Genomic DNA, 18,617 nt, shown 5'->3' with positions numbered 1-18,617 from the left:
AAACTGGAGCGGGTGAAGAGATTCGAACTCTCGACCCTTACCTTGGCAAGGTAATGCTCTACCCCTGAGCTACACCCGCATCCGTTTCGTGGGGCGGATTTAGCCAAGCTGGCGGAGCGGTGCAAGGGGGCAAAGCGGAAAATTCGCCGGACCTCGCGGAAGCCGAAAAGAGGATGTCGCAAACGAAAAGCCACGCTTGCGGCGTGACTGTCGGCTGATCTTGGGGGGATCGAAACTGGAGCGGGTGAAGAGATTCGAACTCTCGACCCTTACCTTGGCAAGGTAATGCTCTACCCCTGAGCTACACCCGCTTCCGTTTCGTGTGGCGGATGTAGCCAAGGCAGCGGGGGGCCGCAAGCACAAAAACGACGCCCCGCGCGGATTTCTCCGGCGGGGCGGGGCAGGCGGGGCTGTCACCCGATACGACACAGCCCGATCGCAGGGACCGGGCCGTGGGGGCTGTTTCGACCTAACCGACAGGGCCCGCCGTCATTCGATCTCGACAAGCAGGTCCTTGGCGTCGATCTGGGCGCCGGGGGTGACGTGGACCGCCTTAATGACACCGTCATGCTCGGCGTGCAGGCCGGTCTCCATCTTCATCGCCTCGATGGTCAGCAGCATGTCGCCCTGCTTGACCTTCATTCCGGCCTGCGCCGCGACGGTCGAGACCACGCCGGGCATCGGCGCACCGACATGGGCGGGGTTGCCCGGCTCGGCCTTGGGCCGCTTGGCGGTCTTGGCCGCGACCTTGCGGTTGGGAACGCGGATCGTGCGCGGCTGGCCGTTGAGCTCGAAGAACACCCGGACCTCGCCCTCGTCGGTGGTTTCGCCCACCGCCTGCAGTCGGATTTCCAGCGTCTTGCCCGGATCGATCTCGGCCGAGATCTCCTCACCCTGCTCCATGCCGTAGAAGAAAGTCCGCGTCGGCAGGGTACGGACGGGGCCGTATTGCTGATGACGCTTGGCGTAGTCGGTAAAGACCTTGGGGTACATCAGGTAGGCGTTGAGATCCTCGTCGTCGATCGTGGCCTCGCCGGTGGCCTCCATCGCCTCGGCGCGCGCGGCTTCGAAGTCCACGGGCTTTAGGTGCTTGCCCGGACGATCCGTGAGCGGCTTTTCACCCTTGAGCACCTTTTGCTGCAGCGCGGTCGGCCATCCGCCCGGCGGCTGGCCGAGGTTGCCCTTCATCATGTCGATGACGCTGTCGGGGAAGGACACGTCGTGGTTCGGGTCCTCGACCTGCTCGCGGGTGAGCCCCTGGCTCACCATCATCAACGCCATGTCACCCACGACCTTGGAGGAGGGGGTCACCTTCACGATGTCGCCGAACATCATGTTCACCTCGGCATAGGTCTTGGCGACCTGATGCCAACGCTCTTCGAGGCCGAGGCTGCGGGCCTGTGCCTTGAGGTTGGTGAACTGGCCGCCGGGCATCTCGTGCAGGTAGACCTCGGAGGCCGGGGCCTGAAGGCCGCTCTCGAAGGCGGCATAATGCGCGCGGACCTGCTCGAAGTAGTTCGAGATCTCGCGGATCGCCTCGACATCGAGCCCGGTATCGCGGTCGGTCTGATCGAGGGCCTCGACGATCGAGCCCAGCGTCGGCTGCGAGGTGTTGCCCGAGAAGCTGTCCATCGCCGCGTCGATCGCATCGACACCGGCCGCCGAGGCCGCCAGCACGGTCGAGATCGCGGCACCTGAGGTGTCGTGCGTGTGGAAGTGGATCGGCAGACCGACCTCCTCCTTCAGCGCGGTGAAGAGCTTGGTTGCGGCAGGGGCCTTCAGCAGGCCCGCCATATCCTTCAGGCCAAGCACATGCGCGCCCGCCTTCTCGAGATCCTTGGCCATGGCGACGTAGTATTTCAGGTCGTACTTGTCGCGCGAGGTATCGAGCATGTTGCCGGTGTAGCAGATCGTGCCTTCGCAGACCTTCTCGGCCTCGATCACCGCATCCATCGCGACGCGCATGTTCTCGACCCAGTTCAGACTGTCGAACACGCGGAACACGTCGACGCCCGAGGTCGCGGCCTGTTTCACGAAGCCCTGTACCACGTTGTCGGGATAGTTGGTGTAGCCCACGCCGTTCGAGGCGCGCAGCAGCATCTGCGTCATGATGTTGGGCATCGCGGCGCGAATGTCGCGCAGCCGCTGCCACGGGCACTCCTGCAAGAAACGGTAGGCCACGTCGAAGGTGGCCCCGCCCCAGCATTCGACCGAGAACAGCCCCGACAGGTTGGCCGCGTAGCTCGGCGCGACGCGGATCATGTCGATCGACCGCATCCGGGTCGCCAGCAGCGACTGATGGCCGTCGCGCATCGTGGTGTCGGTGATCAGGAGCTGCTTTTGCGCCTTCATCCAATCGGCCACGGCCTGTGGGCCCTGCTCGTCGAGGATCTGCCGCGTGCCGGGCTTGATTTCCTGACCGCGCGGGGCGGGCGCACGCGGCGGCTTGGCATCGCGCGCGGGCAGCACGCGGCCCTCGGTCTCGGGATGACCGTTGACGGTGATGTCGGCGACATAGGTCAAGAGCCGGGTGGCCCGGTCACGGCGCGTGTCGAATTTGAACAGGTCCGGCGTCGTGTCGATGAACTTGGTGGTGTACTGGTTCGACAGGAAGGTCGGGTGCTTGAGCAGGTTGATCACGAAATCAATGTTCGTGGAGACGCCCCGGATGCGGAACTCGCGCAGCGCGCGGTCCATCCGCGCGATCGCCATCTCGGGCGTCTGGGCGCGCGCCGTCACCTTGGTCAGCAGCGAGTCGTAAAAGCGGGTGATCACCGCACCCGAATAGGCGGTTCCGCCGTCGAGGCGGATGCCGGGGCCGGTGGCCGAGCGGTAGGTCTGGATCCGGCCATAGTCGGGGATGAAGCTGTTGTGCGGGTCTTCCGTCGTCACCCGGCACTGCAGCGCATGGCCGTCGAGCTGCACGTCGTATTGCGAGGCGCAGCCGGTGGCCTCGACAATCGACTTGCCCTCGGCGATCAGGATCTGCGCGCGCACGATGTCGATGCCGGTGACCTCCTCGGTCACCGTGTGCTCGACCTGCACGCGGGGGTTCACTTCGATGAAGTAGAATTCGCCCGAATCCATATCCATCAGGAACTCGACCGTGCCGGCGCATTCATAGTTCACATGCTGGCAGATCTGCTTGCCGAGGTTGCAGATCTTCTCGCGCTGGGTTTCGGAGAGGTAGGGGGCAGGCGCGCGCTCGACGACCTTCTGATTGCGGCGCTGCACCGAGCAGTCGCGCTCCCACAGGTGGTAGATCTGGCCGTGCTGGTCGCCGAGGATCTGCACCTCGACATGGCGCGCGCGGATGATCATCTTTTCGAGGTAGCCCTCGCCGTTGCCAAAGGCGGCCTCGGCCTCGCGCCGGCCCTCGCGGACCTTCTCCTCAAGCTCGCCCTCGTTCATGATCGGCCGCATGCCGCGCCCGCCGCCGCCCCAGCTGGCTTTGAGCATCAGCGGGTAGCCGACCTCGGCGGCCTCGCGGCGGATCGCATCCATATCATCGCCCAGCACCTCGGTCGCCGGAATAACCGGCACACCCGCCTGAACGGCGACGCGCCGGGCCGAGGCCTTGTCGCCCAGCTCGCGCATGGTCTGCGCCTTGGGGCCGATGAAGGTGATGCCGGCGGCGGTGCAGGCGTCGACGAAATCAGGGTTCTCGGAGAGCAGGCCGTATCCGGGGTGGATCGCGTCGGCACCGGCCATCTTGGCGACGCGGATGATCTCCTCGATCGACAGATAAGCCTGCACCGGGCCCATGCCTTCGCCGATGCGGTACGCCTCATCCGCTTTGAAGCGGTGCAGGCTGAGCTTGTCCTCCTCGGCATAGACCGCGACGGTCTTCTTGCCCATCTCGTTTGCCGCGCGCATCACACGGATCGCGATCTCGCCGCGGTTGGCGATAAGGATCTTTTCGAACTCGGCCATGTCCACCCCTTCCGTTTGGTCGGGCGCAGTCTAGGACTTTCTGCGGTGCAGTATAGCCCCGAGATGCTGTGGTGCTGCCATGGGATCACTCTACTGATAGCGCTAACGGACGATCAGGCGACCTCGTCTTCCACTGGCGTCGGGGCAGGATGGGGGCCTGGATGAAGCGCCGCGATCTCGGACAGATCGGGATCCTCTTCTCCGGCGATCGCCACCTGATTGCGGCCACGTCCCTTGGCGTCGTAGAGCGCGTCGTCGGCGGCCTTCATCAGCTGTTGCGGCATGGCGCCATCCTCGGGATAGACCGCGACGCCGACCGAAATGGTGATGCGCGGCAGGTTCTTTTCGCCGTAGCGCACGGAGATCCGCTCGATCGCGCTGCGCAGCGCCTCGGCGCGCAGGGCCGCCGCCGGCATGCTGAGGTCGGGCAGGAGCAGCATGAACTCCTCACCCCCCATGCGGCAGGCCGTCTCGTCGCCGTCGCAGACCTGTTCGAGCACAGAGCCCACGGCGCGCAGCACCATATCGCCCGCATCATGCCCATGGGTGTCGTTGAACCGCTTGAAGTGATCCACGTCGATCGACAGGATCGACAGCGACCGATCCTCGCGCTGCGCGCGGTCGAGCTGTCGGCGCAGCGTTTCGGTCAGGTGGCGGCGGTTGTAGAGCCCAGTGAGCGGATCGCGGATCGAGCGGTCGTGCAACTGGTCGCGCATCTGCACATTGGCGATGGCGAGGCTGATCTGCTCGGCGCACATCTGAGCGAGCTTCTGGCTGGTGCGGAACTCCTCCAGCGAGACGCCGTCCTTGGCCTTGAGGTGCAAGAGGCCCACCGTCTCGCCATGCGCCAGCACCGGAAAGCAGAAGGACGGGCGGTCGTCCTGGCTTTCGGAATGGCCGCAGGGAAAGTCGACCTCGGCGCTGCCAAAGGCATAGGTGCGGCCCCGGCGCAGGCCCCAGCAATCCTCGGCGCGGATGTGGTCGCAGTGATGTCCGCCGTTCCAGCTCGCCGAGCCGACGAGCACGTCGCGCGAGTTGGAGTAGACATAGACGCTTCCCTCGCTGCCCGGCAGGATGTGGCTCATGAAACGGCCGACCATCTCGAACAGTTCGTCGAGCGAACGCGAGGATTGCAGCCATTCGTTCAACTCGCCCAAGAGCCGCACGTTACGCGCGAGCCGCATCTGCTCGGCCATCATCTGCCGTTCCTGTTCTGCGCGCTGGTTGATGGTGCGCAGCTGCGCCCGGCCCGAGCGGCGGATCACCGTGCTGGTCGCCGCCAGCATCATCAGCGAAATGATCGACAGGGCGACGAAGATCGTCTCCAGCCGGTCGACGAAGATCGCGCGCAGTTCGGTCAGATCGGTATAGAACTCGATCGCACCGACAAAGCGACCGTCCTGCAGGATGGGCGTGTAGATCTCGGCAACCTGCAGCAGCATCTCCGTATCGGCATCGTCATGCGCCGCGTGGCCTTGGGTGGCAAGCTGATGGATATGGCCGTCGACGTCTTCCATCGGCTTGAGCTCGGCCTTGTAATAGGGTGCGCCAGTCGCGACGACCCCCATGAAATAGGGCTTCTCGTTGATCACGCCGATGTCGTCGGGACGGGTCGACCAGAACACGCGGCCCTTCATGTCAAACAGCTTGAAGCGGTAGATCTCGGAGAGGGTCGTGACCTGCGAGAGCCAGCGCTCGTCTCCGGCGGTAGTGGCACCCCGGGCAAAGGTTTCGCTGCCGCTTTCGAGCGAATCGAGCACCCGCATCCGCCATTCCTGCGCCTCGCGGTGCACGTCGTCGCGCAGCATCCGATCGACGATCGGCGTTGGCAGGTAGATCACAGACAAGCACATGGCGACGGTGATGAAACCGAGGAACGGCATCAGAAGTTTATTGAAGAACGGCTTGGCGGGGCGGCGGCGGTCGAGCACAACGGTCATGGCGAGTATCCTGCTTGGGCCTGCTCAGACTGGCAGAAACGCGCTGCCGAGATGTTAACCGATCTTGGCCCCGTGCCGGTACGGGATCGGAAAATACAATGGTTTCAGACGAGTTGCCCGATCCGGGCCACATTGCGAACATATGTGGAACGCTGCTTTTCATCGCGGGCGCCGGGCGCTAGATTGGCGCCATGAGCAGCTTTTCCGACGACGAGGCCTTCGAGGCCGCTTCCCAGCCCCTGTCGCGGCGCGCCATGGCGCAGCCGGGCGGTGCCGCCCCCTATCTCGACGGTCTCAACCCCGCGCAGAAACTCGCGGTCGAGACGATGGATGGGCCTGTCCTGATGCTGGCGGGGGCGGGCACTGGCAAGACCCGTGCGCTCACCGCGCGGATCGTGCACCTGATGCGCACGACGCGGGCGCGGCCCAACGAGATCCTCGCTGTGACCTTCACCAACAAGGCCGCGCGCGAGATGAAGGAGCGCATCGGCAAGATGCTGGGCGAGGCGGTCGAGGGGCTGCCTTGGCTCGGCACCTTCCACGCGATCTGCGTCAAGCTCTTGCGCCGCCATGCCGAGTTGGTGGGGCTCAAGTCCAATTTCACAATTCTCGACACCGACGACCAGATCCGCCTGCTGAAACAGCTCGTCGCGGCCGAAAACATCGATGACAAGCGCTGGCCCGCGCGGATGCTCGCAGGCATCATCGACGATTGGAAGAACCGTGCGCTGACGCCTGACAAGGTGCCCGCCGCCGATGCCTCGGCCTATGACGGCAAGGGCGTCAAGCTCTACGCCGCCTACCAGCTCCGGCTCAAGGAGTTGAACGCCGTCGATTTCGGTGACCTGCTGCTGCATATGGTCACGATCTTCCAGACCCGCGACGACGTGCTAGACCAGTATCGCCGCTGGTTCCGCTACATCCTGGTGGACGAGTATCAAGACACTAACGCGGCGCAGTATCTGTGGCTGCGGCTCTTGGCGGGCGGGCACAAGAACATCTGCTGCGTCGGCGACGACGATCAGTCGATCTATGGCTGGCGTGGCGCCGAGGTGGGCAACATCCTGCGCTTCGAGAAGGATTTCCCCGGCGCCGAAGTAATCCGGCTCGAGCAGAACTACCGCTCCACGCCGCATATCCTCGCCGCCGCCTCCGGGCTCATCACCGCCAACAAGGGGCGTCTGGGTAAGACCCTCTGGACCGAGGAGCAGGAGGGCGAGAAGGTTCGTCTGATAGGCCATTGGGACGGCGACGAAGAAGCGCGCTGGATCGGCGAGGAGATCGAGGCGGCGCAGCGCGGCACTCGCGGCATGGCGCCCGTGGGGCTCGATTCCATGGCGATCCTCGTGCGGGCCTCGCACCAGATGCGCGCCTTCGAGGACCGGTTCCTGACCATCGGCCTGCCGTACCGGGTGATCGGCGGCCCGCGTTTTTACGAGCGTTTGGAGATCCGCGACGCGATGGCCTACTTCCGCCTCGCGGTCAGCCCCGACGACGACCTCGCCTTCGAGCGGATCGTCAACACGCCGAAACGCGGCCTTGGCAACAAGGCGGTGCAGACGATCCAGCGCGCGGCGCGCTCCAACGGCGTGAACCTTATCGAGGGCGCACGGATCGTCGTGCAGACCAAGCTTCTGGGCGGCAAGGGCCTCAAGGAGTTGACCATTCTCGTCGAGGCGCTGGATCGCTGGCACGGACAGGTGGTGAACGAGAGCGACACCCATGTCGAGCTGGCCGAGATGATCCTCGACGAGAGCGGCTACACCGGCATGTGGCAGAACGACAAGACGCCCGAGGCGCCGGGGCGGCTCGAGAACCTCAAGGAGCTGGTGAAGGCGCTTGAGGGTTTCGACAGCCTGCAGGGATTCCTTGAGCATGTGGCGCTGATCATGGACCACGCGCAGTCGGATGAGGGCGAGAAGGTGTCGATCATGACGCTGCACGCCGCCAAGGGTCTCGAATTTCCGATGGTGTTCCTGCCGGGCTGGGAGGACGGGCTGTTTCCGTCCCAGCGCTCGATGGACGAAAGCGGGCTGCGCGGATTGGAAGAGGAGCGCAGGCTCGCCTATGTCGGCATCACCCGCGCCGAGGCCGTCTGCACGATCTCCTTTGCCGCCAATCGCCGCGTCTATGGCCAATGGCAAAGCCAGCTGCCCTCGCGCTTCATCGACGAGTTGCCCGAGGCGCATGTCGACGTGCTGACGCCGCCGGGTCTTTACGGCGGCACCTATGGTGCGGCGGGCATGTCGTCTCAGGCCTCGCCTGCGATCACGGAGGCGCAAGGCTCGCGGCTGCACGACAACGCCGCCAAGGCCGACGTCTACAACTCGCCAGGTTGGAAGCGGCTTCAGGCGCGCGGGCAGGCCCGGCAGATGCGCCAGCCTGCCGAGGCCAAGAACATCACGATCGACATGACGGCGGTGTCGTCCTTCACCGCGGGCGACCGTGTGTTCCACCAGAAATTCGGCTATGGCGAGGTGGTGGGCGTTGAGGGGGACAAGCTCGACATCGCCTTCGACAAGGCCGGGCAGAAGAAGGTAGTGGCGCGGTTCATCGTCGCCGCCGATGCGGCGGACGACGTGCCGTTCTGAGGATTGCGGCATCCATGAGCTGCAGCTAAGGCCCTCGCATGGATGCCGGTTTTCTCTCCGCCTTTGCCGCCGGGCTCGCTCTCGGACTGTCGCTGATCCTCGCCATCGGGGCACAGAACGCCTTCGTGCTGCGCCAAGGGCTGCGCGGCGATCATGTCTTGGCCGTGGTACTGACCTGTGCGCTGTCCGACGCGGTGCTGATCGCGGCCGGAGTGTCGGGGTTCACGGCGCTGGCCGAGGCCGCGCCATGGATCACGCCGCTGCTACGCTGGGGCGGCGCGGCATTCCTCGTGGTCTACGGCGCCCGCGCGGCGCTGGCTGCATGGCGCGGCGGCGAAGCCTTGAAGGCCGCAGATGATGGCACGGCGGGACTGCGCCGTGCGGTGCTGACCTGTCTGGCGCTCACTTGGCTCAACCCGCATGTCTATCTCGATACGCTGGTGCTTCTGGGTTCGGTCGCCTCGCGCTTCGAGGGCCGGACATGGGCCTTCGGAATCGGCGCGGTCACGGCCTCCTTCGTGTTCTTCTTCGCCCTTGGCTATGGTGCGCGACTTCTGCGCCCCGTTTTTGCCAGACCTACCGCGTGGCGGGTGCTCGACGCGCTCATCGCGCTGGTGATGTGGAGCATTGCCGCCGGGTTGGTGTGGAGCGGCTGACGGCAACTTTACTCTTCAAATACTCATCCCCGGACTCCCCACCACCTTGTCCGGTCTTGCATCCCCGCCCGGTTTCCCCTCCTGTGGCGGCGGGAGATTTGCATGACCATAGCATCCATTTCGCGCTCCGAGGGGTCGCCTGTCGTCGGTATCGGCTGGATGGTGGCGGCGGGGCTGTGCTTTGTCAGCATGACCGTGCTGATCAAGGCCGTGGGCTCGGCCCTGCCCACGGCACAGACGGCGCTGCTGCGCTTTGCACTGGGCCTGCCGTTCCTGCTGCCGATGCTACCGGCGCTGCGCCGGGCCCGGTTGGCACCGCGGCACTGGCGGTTGCTGGGATTGCGAGCGGTGTTTCACAGCGCCGGGGTGGGCCTGTGGTTCTATGCGATCACCCGCATCCCCTTGGGCGACGTGACGGCGATCAACTACCTCAACCCGATCTGGGTGACACTGGGGGCGGCCCTGTTGATGGGCGAGCCGCTGCCGTCACGCCGAATCGCCGCGGTGGTTGTGGCCTTTCTCGGGGCGTTGATCGTGCTGCGCCCGGGCCTGCGTGAAATCGATCCCGGCCATATCGCCATGCTTGGAACGGCGGTGCTGATCGCTTCGGGCTACCTCGTGGTCAAGCGGCTCTCGCGGGAGCTGCCGGCCGAGGTGATCGTGGCGATGCTGTCGCTGATGGTGCCGCTGGCGCTGGTGCCTTTCGCGCTACCGGTGTGGCAGACGCCGGATGGGGGCGTGCTCGGGCTGCTGTTTCTCTCTGCAGGGCTTGGCACCGCCGGGCATTACGCGATGACACGGGCCTTCACCGCGGCTCCGCTCACGGCGACGCAGCCGGTGACCTTCCTGCAACTTGTCTGGGCGGTGCTGATCGGCGCGCTGGTGTTCGGCGAGCCGGTCGATCCCTACACGGTTCTGGGCGGCGGCATCATCATGGGGTCGGTGCTGTTCATCACCTGGCGCGAGGCGCGGGCGCGGCGGGCGGCAACCGCCGCCACTCCCGACGCGGTGGCCCTCAGCCAGCAGGCATCTGACCCAGACGCTCGAGGATCGAGCCGGGGCTGACCTGACCGATGACGCGACCGTTCTCGGTCACGTCGAGCGGGGCCGGTGTGGTGTGGATGATTGCCATGACTTCGAGGATCGGGGTCGAGGCGTCGACCCGGCCTTCGGCCGAAAGCTTCACATCCGGATCCATCACGTCGCGGGCGCAAAGCACGCCAAGCGGGTTCATATGCGCCACGAAGTCCTTCACATAGCCGTTGGCGGGCTTGGTGAAGATCTGCCGCGGAGTGCCCGCCTGCACGATCCGCCCGCCCTCCATGATGGCGATGCGGTTGCCGAGCTTGAACGCCTCGTCGAGGTCGTGGCTGACGAAGATGATGGTGCGCTGCTTGCGCGCCTGCAGGTCCAGAAGCTCGTCCTGAAGCCGCGATCGGATCAGCGGGTCGAGCGCCGAGAACGGCTCGTCCATCAAGAGGATCGGCGCATCGGTGGCAAAGGCGCGCGCAAGGCCCACCCGCTGCTGCATGCCGCCCGAAAGCTCGCCGACCAGCGCGTCGGCACGGTCGGCGAGACCGACCATTTCTAGCTCGGTCTCGACCCGGTCGCGGCGCTCGGTGCGGCTCATGCCGCCGAGCTCCAGCCCGAGGCCCACGTTGTCGCGCACCGTGCGCCACGGCAGCAGGCCGAACTGCTGGAACACCATGGCGACATGGTGCAGGCGGATCTCGCGCAGGGTCTTCTTGCTGGCCTGCGTGACCGAAGCCATCTCGCCGTTCATGCGCACGCGCACGTCGCCGCGCACCACCGGGTTGAGCCCGTTGACAGCACGCAGCAGCGTGGACTTACCCGACCCCGACAGTCCCATGAGCACTAGGATCTCGGCCTCGGGCACGTCGAGGGTACAGTCGTGGACACCCAAGACCTGATCGGTCTGCTCGGCGATCTCGGGGCGTTCCAGCCCTTCGTCCATCAGCGGCAGGGCGGTCTCGGGCTTGTCGCCGAAGACGATGTTCACGGCGTCGAACTCGACGGCGTTGCGTTTGGTCGTGTCAGTCATTCGTTATCCCCGTTTCACGCGCAGCGCGCGGTCGAGCATGATGGCGACCACCACGATCACAAAGCCACTCTCGAAGCCAAGCGCGGTGTTGACCGAATTCAGCGCCCGCACCACCGGCACCCCAAGCCCGTCGGCTCCGACGAGGGCCGCGATGACGACCATCGACAGCGACAGCATGATGGTCTGGTTCAGGCCGGTCATGATCTGCGGAAAGGCCGAGGGCAGCTCTACCTTCCACAGCAGTTGGCGTGGCGTCGCGCCAAAGGCCTGCGCGGCCTCAACCAGAGCGGTCGGCGTGCTGGAGATGCCGAGTTGCGTCAGCCGGATCGGCGCGGGCAGCACGAAGATCACCGTGGCGATGAGGCCCGGCACCATGCCGATGCCGAAGAAGACGATGGCCGGGATCAGATAGACGAAGGTCGGCAGCGTCTGCATCAGGTCGAGCACGGGGGCGACCCAGGCATAGAGCTTGGGACGGTGTGCCACGGCGATGCCGATCGGCACGCCCACGCCCATGCAGACCACACAGGCCGAGAGCACCAGCGTCAGGCTTTCGGTGGTCTCTTCCCAGTAGCCTTGGTTCAGCACGAAGAGAAAGCCGAGCGCCACGAGGAGAGCGGGCTGCCAGCGACGGTGCAGCAGCCAGGTGAGGCCGACGAAGACCGCGATCACGACCAGCTCCGGCGGCGTCTGGAGGATCCACAGGATGCCTTCGATCATGCCTTCGAGCAGCCATGACAGCGTGTCGAAGACGATGGCGAGGTTGGTCTCGAGCCAGTCGAAGCCGTCGGCGGCCAACTTGCCCACGGGGATCTTGGGAATGCTCAGCTCCATGGGGCGGCGCCTCGGATCGGTCTGGTCATCTGGGTCTCCGTGTCGGGGGATGCGGCGTCTTGCGCGGCGGATCGGATGGGCGGGGGCCGCGAACGGCCGAAAAACCAAGACCCGGCCCCGCAGCGGGGGCCGGGGGAGGGGGCGCTGTGATGCCGCGCCCCGAAGTGGAGGGGATCAGCCCTCGATGGCGCCCTTGACGGCGGTCAGGGCGTCGGAGCCGTCAAGCGTGGTCACGCCTTCGAGCCAAGGCTCCACGGCCTCGGGGTTGGCCGCGAGCCAAGCCTTCGCGGCCGCTTCGGGGTCCATGCCATCGTTGAGGATCGCGCCCATGATCTCGTTCTCCATCTCCAGCGAGAACTCGAGGTTCTTCAGGAACGCGCCGAGGTTGGCGCACTCCTCGACAAGGCCCTTGCGAGTCACGGTATAGACCTCGGCGCCGCCCAGATTCGGGCCGAACCAGTCATCGCCGCCCTCGAGATAGGTCATCTCGTAGTTGGCGTTCATCGGGTGCGGCTCCCAGCCGAGGAAGATCACCGGCTCGTCGCGCTTGGAGGCGCGGTCGACTTGCGCCAGCATGCCCTGCTCGGAGCTTTCCTTGACCTCGAAATCGCTCAGGCCGAAGGCGTCGCTCTCGATCATCTCGAGGATCAGCTTGTTGCCGTCGTTGCCTGGCTCGATGCCGTAGATCGTGGAGTCGAGCGCGTCGGCGTTGGCGGCGATATCCTCGTAGCTGGCGATGCCCAGGGCGGCGCCGGCGGCGTTGGTGGCCAGCGTGTACTTCGCGCCGGTGAGGTTCTTGTGCACCGTCTCGATGGTGCCGGCCTCGGTGTAGGGCGCGATGTCCGAGGATTGCGTCGGCATCCAGTTGCCCAGGAACACGTCGATGTCACCGTCGGCCATCGAGGTGAAGGTCACCGGCACCGAAAGCACCTTGATCTCCGGCTCGTAGCCCAGACCCTCGAGCACGATGGCGGTGGTGGCGGTGGTCGCGGTGATGTCGGTCCAGCCGACATCCGACAGCGTGACCTCGCCGCACTGCGCGGCGTCTTGCGCATAGGCGCCGGTGGCGGTAGCGGCGAGTGCGATGGCGCTGATCGTGGTGCGAAGCATCATGGGGGTCGTCCTCTCTGTGGTTTCTGGTTCTTGATTGACGCGTCAATAAAAACCCGATTAGGGTCGCCGTTGCAACCCGGTCATTCGGCTCGGGCGCAGATCGGAGATCCCTGATGCCCAAGCTTGGGATGGAACCTATACGGCGGGCCGCCTTGGTCAAAGCGACGATCGAGGAGATCGGCGAACAGGGCTCGCTCGACGTGACGGTGGCCCAGATCGCCCGGCGCGCTGGCATGTCCTCGGCGCTGGCGCATCACTATTTCGGCAACAAGGACAACATCTTCCTTGCCGCAATGCGCCATCTTCTCGCGCTCTATTCGGCCGAGGTGCGCGGCGCGCTACAGGCGGCGCAAAGCGACCCGCGCGCCCGTGCGGCGGCGCTCCTGCGCGCCAACTTCGGCCCGTCGAACTTTCGCCCCGAGGTCGTGGCGGCATGGCTGAACTTCTACGTGCTGGCCCGTACCTCCGTGCCCGCCGCCCGGCTCCTGCGGATCTATCACCGGCGGCTGCGCTCGAATCTCACGCATGACCTGCGGCCGCTTCTGGGTGCCGGCGCACCGGACGCGGCGGAACGGCTCGCGGCCCTGATCGACGGGCTGTATCTCAAGCAGGGCCTCGCGGGCGGGCCGGCCGATGGTGCCTCCGCCACGAGACATCTGCTTGCCGCGCTGGAACTGGAACTGAAATGACCTCGACCCCGAACATCCTCATCGTCATGGCCGATCAGCTCAACGGAACGCTGTTTCCCGACGGCCCGGTCGACTGGCTGCACGCGCCGCACCTCAAGGCGCTGGCCGCGCGCTCGACGCGGTTCGCCAATGCCTATACCGGCAGCCCGCTCTGCGCGCCTGGGCGGGCCTCGTTCATGTCCGGCCAGTTGCCGTTTCGCACAGGGGTCTACGACAACGCCGCCGAATTTCCCTCCGACATCCCGACCTTTGCGCATCATCTGCGCCGCGCGGGTTGGCAGACCTGCCTTTCGGGCAAGATGCACTTCGTCGGCCCCGACCAGATGCATGGTTTCGAGGAACGGCTGACCACCGACATCTATCCTGCCGATTTCGGCTGGACCCCGGACTGGCGCAAGCCGGGCGAGCGGATCGACTGGTGGTATCACAACTTGGGCTCGGTGACCGGCGCGGGCGTGGCCGAGATCACCAACCAGCTCGAATACGACGACGACGTAGCACATCAGGCCAAGACCAAGCTTTATGACCTTGCGCGTGGTCACGATGCGCGGCCTTGGTGCCTAACGGTGAGCTTCACCCACCCGCACGACCCCTATGTGGCGCGCCGGAAGTACTGGGATCTCTACAACGATTGCGATCATCTCGACCCCGAGGTTCCCGAGATCCCCTACGCCGATCAGGACCCGCATTCGAGGCGGCTGTTGGACGCCTGCGATGCCGACAAGTTCGACATCACGCCCGAACAGATCCGCCGCGCGCGTCAGGGGTATTTCGCCAATATCAGCTACATCGACGACAAGCTGGGCGAGATCCTCGCCGTGCTCGAGGACACGCGGCAGGAGGCTATCGTGATCTTCGTCTCCGATCACGGCGACATGCTCGGCGACCGGGGGCTGTGGTTCAAGATGAGCTTCTACGAGGGCTCGGCGCGGGTGCCCTTGATGATCAGCGCCCCCGGCATGACGCCGGGCCTCGTGACCGATCCGGTCTCGGCCATCGACGTGACGCCGACGCTGTGCGACCTCGCGGGCGTGGACATGTCCGAGGTGACGCCTTGGACCGACGGCGAAAGCCTCGTGCCACTGGGGCAGGGCGCTCGCCGCGTGACGCCGGTAGCGATCGAATACGCCGCCGAAGGCTCGATCGCGCCGATGGTCGCGCTGCGCGAGGGGCGGTTCAAGTACACGGCCTGCCCGGTCGATCCCGAGCAGCTCTTCGATCTCGACGCCGACCCGTCCGAGCGACGCAACCTCGCCACAGACGCGGCCCATGCCGAGACCATGGCACATTTCCGCGCCTTGGCCGCCGAACGCTGGACCCTCGATCTCGCCGACGCGCAAGTGCGCCAGAGCCAGGCGCGGCGCTGGGTGGTCTACGAGGCGCTGCGGCAGGGCGGGTATTACCCTTGGGATTACCAGCCGCTGCGCGCGGCCTCCGAGCGGTACATGCGCAACCACATGGACCTGAACATTCTCGAGGAGAGCCAGCGGTTTCCGCGCGGCGAATGATCCTCTCTGATACCGAAGGCAGATGACATGACCTATCCGACCCAGCCCGAGGCCAGCCACTTCATCGACGGCGCATATGTCGAAGATGCGAACGGCGCGGCCTTGCCAGTGATCTACCCGGCCACCGGCGAGACCATCGCCAAGCTGCATTCGGCCACGCCCATGCTGGTCGAGCAGGCCTTGGCCGCGGCCAAGCGCGCGCAGCCCGCGTGGGCCGCGCTCACCGGCACCGAGCGGGGCCGCATCCTACGACGCGCCGCCGACATCATGCGCGCGCGCAACCGCGAGCTGTCGGAACTCGAGACCAAGGACACCGGCAAACCGCTGCAGGAAACGCTGGTGGCCGACGCGACCTCTGGCGCCGACGCGCTCGAATATTTCGGCGGTCTGGCCGCGACGCTGTCGGGCGAGCATATCCAGATGGGCGAGGATTTCATCTACACGCGGCGCGAGGCGCTGGGCGTGGCGGTGGGGATCGGTGCGTGGAACTACCCCACGCAGATCGCCTGCTGGAAGGCCGCCCCCGCGCTCGCTTGCGGCAACACGATGGTGTTCAAACCCTCCGAGACGACGCCGCTTTCGGCGCTGAAAGTCGCCGAGATCCTGATCGAGGCAGGCGCGCCTCCGGGCGTGTTCAACGTGGTGCAAGGCTATGGCGATGTAGGGGCGTCGCTGGTCGAGGATGACCGCGTGGCCAAGGTCTCGCTCACCGGCTCGGTGCCGACGGGCAGGAAGGTCTATGCGAGCGCCGCCTCCGGCATGAAGGCCGTAACGATGGAGCTGGGTGGCAAGTCGCCGCTGGTGATCTTTGACGACGCGAGCCTCGAGGACGCGGTGTCTGCGGCGATCAACGCCAACTTCTATTCCTCGGGGCAGATCTGCTCGAACGGCACCCGCGTTTTCGTGCAGGACGGTATCCGCGAGGCGTTTCTCGATCGGCTGTCCGAACGCCTCAAGGCCGTGACGATCGGCGATCCGCTCGACGAGACCACGACCTTCGGACCTATGGTGAGCGAACGCCAGCGCGAGATCGTCGAGGGGTTCGTCGCCAAGGGGCAGGCCGAGGGTGCGCGTCTGGTGACGGGCGGCGGGCGGCCGCAAGGAAAGGGCGCGGGCTTCTGGATCGAACCCACGGTTTTTGCCGATGTCACCGACGAAATGACCATCGCGCGCGAGGAAATCTTCGGCCCCGTCATGTCGGTGTTCGGCTTTGCCACCGAAGAGGAGGTGCTGGAGCGTGCCAACGCCACGATCTACGGGCTGTCGGCGGGGGTCTTTACCCGCGACCTGACGCGTGCGCACCGCATGGTGGCGGGGCTGCAGGCGGGATCGTGCTGGATCAACACCTACAATCTGACGCCGGTCGAGGCACCCTTCGGCGGCATGAAGATGTCGGGCGTGGGTCGCGAGAACGGGCAGGTGGCGATCGAACACTGGAGCCAGCTCAAGACCGTCTACGTGGCAATGGGGCCGGTCGAGGCGCCGTACTGACCGCCCCAAGGGTCGGTCCAATTCAATGATTACGGAGCGGCGGCGCAAAGGCCGTTTCGGCAGGACACGGGTGTCTGACATGCAAGCGGACTACGTCATCATCGGGGCCGGCAGCGCTGGCTGCACCATGGCCTACCGCCTGTCCGAGGCGGGCAAGAGCGTCATCGTCATCGAGCATGGCGGCACAGACGCGGGGCCGTTCATCCAGATGCCGGGTGCTTTGAGCTACCCGATGAACATGTCGCGCTATGACTGGGGCTACCGCTCCGAGCCCGAGCCGCACCTGGGTGGTCGCCAGCTCGCGACGCCGCGCGGCAAGGTGATCGGCGGCTCGTCGTCGATCAACGGCATGGTCTATGTGCGTGGCCACGCGCGCGATTTCGACACATGGTCCGAGATGGGCGCCGAGGGCTGGGACTACGCGGGCGTTCTGCCCTACTTCAGGCGGATGGAGAACTGGCACGACGGCGGTCACGGCGGCGACCCGGCGCGGCGCGGCCATGACGGGCCGATGCATGTGACACGCGGGCCACGCGACAACCCGCTGACCCGTGCCTTCGTCGAGGCAGGCGGGCAGGCGGGCTATCAGCTCACCGACGACTATAACGGCGAGAAGCAGGAGGGCTTCGGCCCGATGGAGGCGACGATCTGGCAGGGCACCCGCTGGTCCGCCGCAAACGCCTACCTGCGCCCCGCGCTCAAGCGCGACAACTGCACACTGGTGCGCGGGCTTGCGCATCGGGTGGTGATCGAGGACGGGCGCGCCACCGGCGTCGAGGTCTCGCGCGGCTCCAAGACCGAAGTGATCGGGGCACGCGCCGAGGTGATCATTGCCGCCTCCTCGATCAACTCGCCCAAGCTGCTGATGCTGTCGGGCATCGGCCCTGCCGCGCACCTGGCCGAGCACGGCATCGAGGTGAAAGCCGACCGCGCGGGCGTGGGGCAGAACCTGCAGGACCATCTGGAGATGTACATCCAGATGGCCGCGACGCAGCCGGTTTCGCTCTTCAGCCACTGGAACCTCTGGGGCAAGGGCATGGTCGGCACCCAGTGGATGCTGAGCCGCACTGGCTTGGGGGCCTCGAACCAGTTCGAAAGCGCCGGCTTCATCCGCTCGCGCGCGGGCGTCGAATACCCCGACATCCAGTACCACTTCCTGCCGATGGCCGTGCGCTATGACGGGCAGGCGGCGGCCGAGGGGCATGGATTTCAGGCGCATGTCGGGCCGATGCGCTCGGGCTCGCGCGGGCATGTGACGCTGGCCTCCGCCAACCCCGAGGACGCGCCAAAGATCCTGTTCAACTACATGTCGACCGAGCAGGACTGGGCCGATTTCCGAACCTGCATCCGGCTCACGCGCGAGATCTTCGGTCAGCGCGCCTTCGCCCCCTACCGGGGCCATGAGATCCTGCCGGGAGAGGCGTATCAGAGCGACGACCAGCTCAACGAGGCGATCAAGGAACATGTCGAGAGCGCCTATCACCCCTGCGGCACCTGCCGGATGGGCGCGGCGGACGACGCGGGTGCGGTGGTCGATCCCGAATGCCGGGTGATCGGCGTCGAAGGTCTGCGCGTCGCCGACAGTTCGATCTTTCCGCGCATTACCAACGGCAACCTCAACGCGCCCTCGATCATGGTGGGCGAAAAGGCCGCCGACCATATCCTCGGTCGAAGCCTGCCGCCCTCGGACGAGACACCGTGGATCCATCCCGCATGGCGGGTGGCACAGCGCTGAATTTCGCCGATGGCAGGAAGTCGTTAACTTTGAGTTAACCAAGCCCTTGCCGGGGCGGGGAAAAC

The 18,617-nt window shown here is 65.8% G+C and carries 12 protein-coding genes and 2 tRNA genes; 7 read left to right on the top strand and 7 right to left on the bottom strand.

Annotation, left to right across the window (positions count from 1 at the left end):
- Positions 1–4 precede the first annotated feature (4 nt).
- The 4 genes from AADJ02_RS06230 to AADJ02_RS06215 form a co-directional block, all read right to left on the bottom strand.
- A tRNA-Gly gene (locus AADJ02_RS06230) sits at positions 5–79 on the bottom strand.
- Between the two features lie 157 nt (positions 80–236).
- A tRNA-Gly gene (locus AADJ02_RS06225) sits at positions 237–311 on the bottom strand.
- 178 nt (positions 312–489) lie between these two features.
- Entirely contained in the window at positions 490–3,933 is a 3,444-nt protein-coding gene (locus AADJ02_RS06220) for a pyruvate carboxylase (RefSeq protein ID WP_341212127.1), read from the bottom strand.
- Between the two features lie 113 nt (positions 3,934–4,046).
- On the bottom strand, positions 4,047–5,873 hold the full coding sequence (locus AADJ02_RS06215) for a diguanylate cyclase (RefSeq protein ID WP_341212126.1): 1,827 nt from the start codon (positions 5,871–5,873) through the stop codon (positions 4,047–4,049).
- A 191-nt stretch (positions 5,874–6,064) separates the two neighbouring features.
- Here AADJ02_RS06215 and AADJ02_RS06210 point away from each other — a divergent pair, with 191 nt between their 5' ends.
- From AADJ02_RS06210 to AADJ02_RS06200, 3 genes are all read left to right on the top strand, one after another.
- Positions 6,065–8,464, top strand: a complete 2,400-nt coding sequence (locus tag AADJ02_RS06210) for a UvrD-helicase domain-containing protein (protein WP_341212125.1) — start codon at positions 6,065–6,067, stop codon at positions 8,462–8,464.
- A gap of 38 nt (positions 8,465–8,502) precedes the next feature.
- Positions 8,503–9,120: a LysE/ArgO family amino acid transporter gene (locus AADJ02_RS06205; RefSeq protein WP_341212124.1), complete on the top strand. Its 618-nt coding sequence runs from the start codon at positions 8,503–8,505 to the stop codon at positions 9,118–9,120.
- A 102-nt stretch (positions 9,121–9,222) separates the two neighbouring features.
- On the top strand, positions 9,223–10,185 hold the full coding sequence (locus AADJ02_RS06200; protein ID WP_341212123.1) for a DMT family transporter: 963 nt from the start codon (positions 9,223–9,225) through the stop codon (positions 10,183–10,185).
- Here the strand turns inward: AADJ02_RS06200 and choV are convergent.
- The 3 genes from choV to choX all read right to left on the bottom strand — a co-directional run bounded on the left by choV (position 10,136) and on the right by choX (position 13,129).
- On the bottom strand, positions 10,136–11,182 hold the full coding sequence (gene choV, locus AADJ02_RS06195) for a choline ABC transporter ATP-binding protein (RefSeq protein ID WP_341212122.1): 1,047 nt from the start codon (positions 11,180–11,182) through the stop codon (positions 10,136–10,138). The genes AADJ02_RS06200 and choV overlap by 50 nt on opposite strands.
- Positions 11,183–11,185: 3 nt before the next feature.
- Complete coding sequence (gene choW / locus AADJ02_RS06190; protein ID WP_341212121.1) at positions 11,186–12,016, bottom strand: choline ABC transporter permease subunit; 831 nt, start codon at positions 12,014–12,016, stop codon at positions 11,186–11,188.
- A gap of 174 nt (positions 12,017–12,190) precedes the next feature.
- Positions 12,191–13,129: a choline ABC transporter substrate-binding protein gene (gene choX / locus AADJ02_RS06185; RefSeq protein WP_341212120.1), complete on the bottom strand. Its 939-nt coding sequence runs from the start codon at positions 13,127–13,129 to the stop codon at positions 12,191–12,193.
- Between the two features lie 113 nt (positions 13,130–13,242).
- Here choX and betI point away from each other — a divergent pair, with 113 nt between their 5' ends.
- The 4 genes from betI to betA all read left to right on the top strand — a co-directional run bounded on the left by betI (position 13,243) and on the right by betA (position 18,552).
- A complete protein-coding gene (betI, locus tag AADJ02_RS06180) occupies positions 13,243–13,818 on the top strand; it encodes a transcriptional regulator BetI (RefSeq protein ID WP_341212119.1) in 576 nt (191 codons plus the stop codon).
- Complete coding sequence (gene betC / locus AADJ02_RS06175; RefSeq protein WP_341212118.1) at positions 13,815–15,326, top strand: choline-sulfatase; 1,512 nt, start codon at positions 13,815–13,817, stop codon at positions 15,324–15,326. The genes betI and betC overlap by 4 nt, the downstream gene beginning before the upstream one ends.
- A 27-nt stretch (positions 15,327–15,353) precedes the next feature.
- The gene (gene betB, locus AADJ02_RS06170; RefSeq protein ID WP_341212117.1) at positions 15,354–16,817 is read left to right on the top strand and encodes a betaine-aldehyde dehydrogenase; all 1,464 of its coding nucleotides are present in this window, start codon (positions 15,354–15,356) and stop codon (positions 16,815–16,817) included.
- A gap of 79 nt (positions 16,818–16,896) precedes the next feature.
- Positions 16,897–18,552 (top strand): choline dehydrogenase, encoded by a 1,656-nt coding sequence (betA, locus tag AADJ02_RS06165; RefSeq protein ID WP_341212116.1) that lies wholly within the window; start codon positions 16,897–16,899, stop codon positions 18,550–18,552.
- Positions 18,553–18,617 lie beyond the last annotated feature (65 nt).

Origin of the sequence: uncultured Limimaricola sp. (assembly GCF_964022235.1) — a bacterium.
Classification (GTDB): Bacteria; Pseudomonadota; Alphaproteobacteria; order Rhodobacterales; family Rhodobacteraceae; genus Limimaricola.
This window is presented reverse-complemented; position numbering and strand designations above follow the sequence as displayed.

Coding starts and splice junctions, on each gene's coding strand:
- choW (WP_341212121.1), bottom strand. CDS start 12,016: ATGGAGCTGAGCATTCCCAAGATCCCCGTGGGCAAGTTGGCCGCCGAC.
- betI (WP_341212119.1), top strand. CDS start 13,243: ATGCCCAAGCTTGGGATGGAACCTATACGGCGGGCCGCCTTGGTCAAA.
- betA (WP_341212116.1), top strand. CDS start 16,897: ATGCAAGCGGACTACGTCATCATCGGGGCCGGCAGCGCTGGCTGCACC.
- AADJ02_RS06205 (WP_341212124.1), top strand. CDS start 8,503: ATGGATGCCGGTTTTCTCTCCGCCTTTGCCGCCGGGCTCGCTCTCGGA.
- choX (WP_341212120.1), bottom strand. CDS start 13,129: ATGATGCTTCGCACCACGATCAGCGCCATCGCACTCGCCGCTACCGCC.
- AADJ02_RS06215 (WP_341212126.1), bottom strand. CDS start 5,873: ATGACCGTTGTGCTCGACCGCCGCCGCCCCGCCAAGCCGTTCTTCAAT.
- AADJ02_RS06210 (WP_341212125.1), top strand. CDS start 6,065: ATGAGCAGCTTTTCCGACGACGAGGCCTTCGAGGCCGCTTCCCAGCCC.
- AADJ02_RS06220 (WP_341212127.1), bottom strand. CDS start 3,933: ATGGCCGAGTTCGAAAAGATCCTTATCGCCAACCGCGGCGAGATCGCG.
- choV (WP_341212122.1), bottom strand. CDS start 11,182: ATGACTGACACGACCAAACGCAACGCCGTCGAGTTCGACGCCGTGAAC.
- betC (WP_341212118.1), top strand. CDS start 13,815: ATGACCTCGACCCCGAACATCCTCATCGTCATGGCCGATCAGCTCAAC.
- AADJ02_RS06200 (WP_341212123.1), top strand. CDS start 9,223: ATGACCATAGCATCCATTTCGCGCTCCGAGGGGTCGCCTGTCGTCGGT.
- betB (WP_341212117.1), top strand. CDS start 15,354: ATGACCTATCCGACCCAGCCCGAGGCCAGCCACTTCATCGACGGCGCA.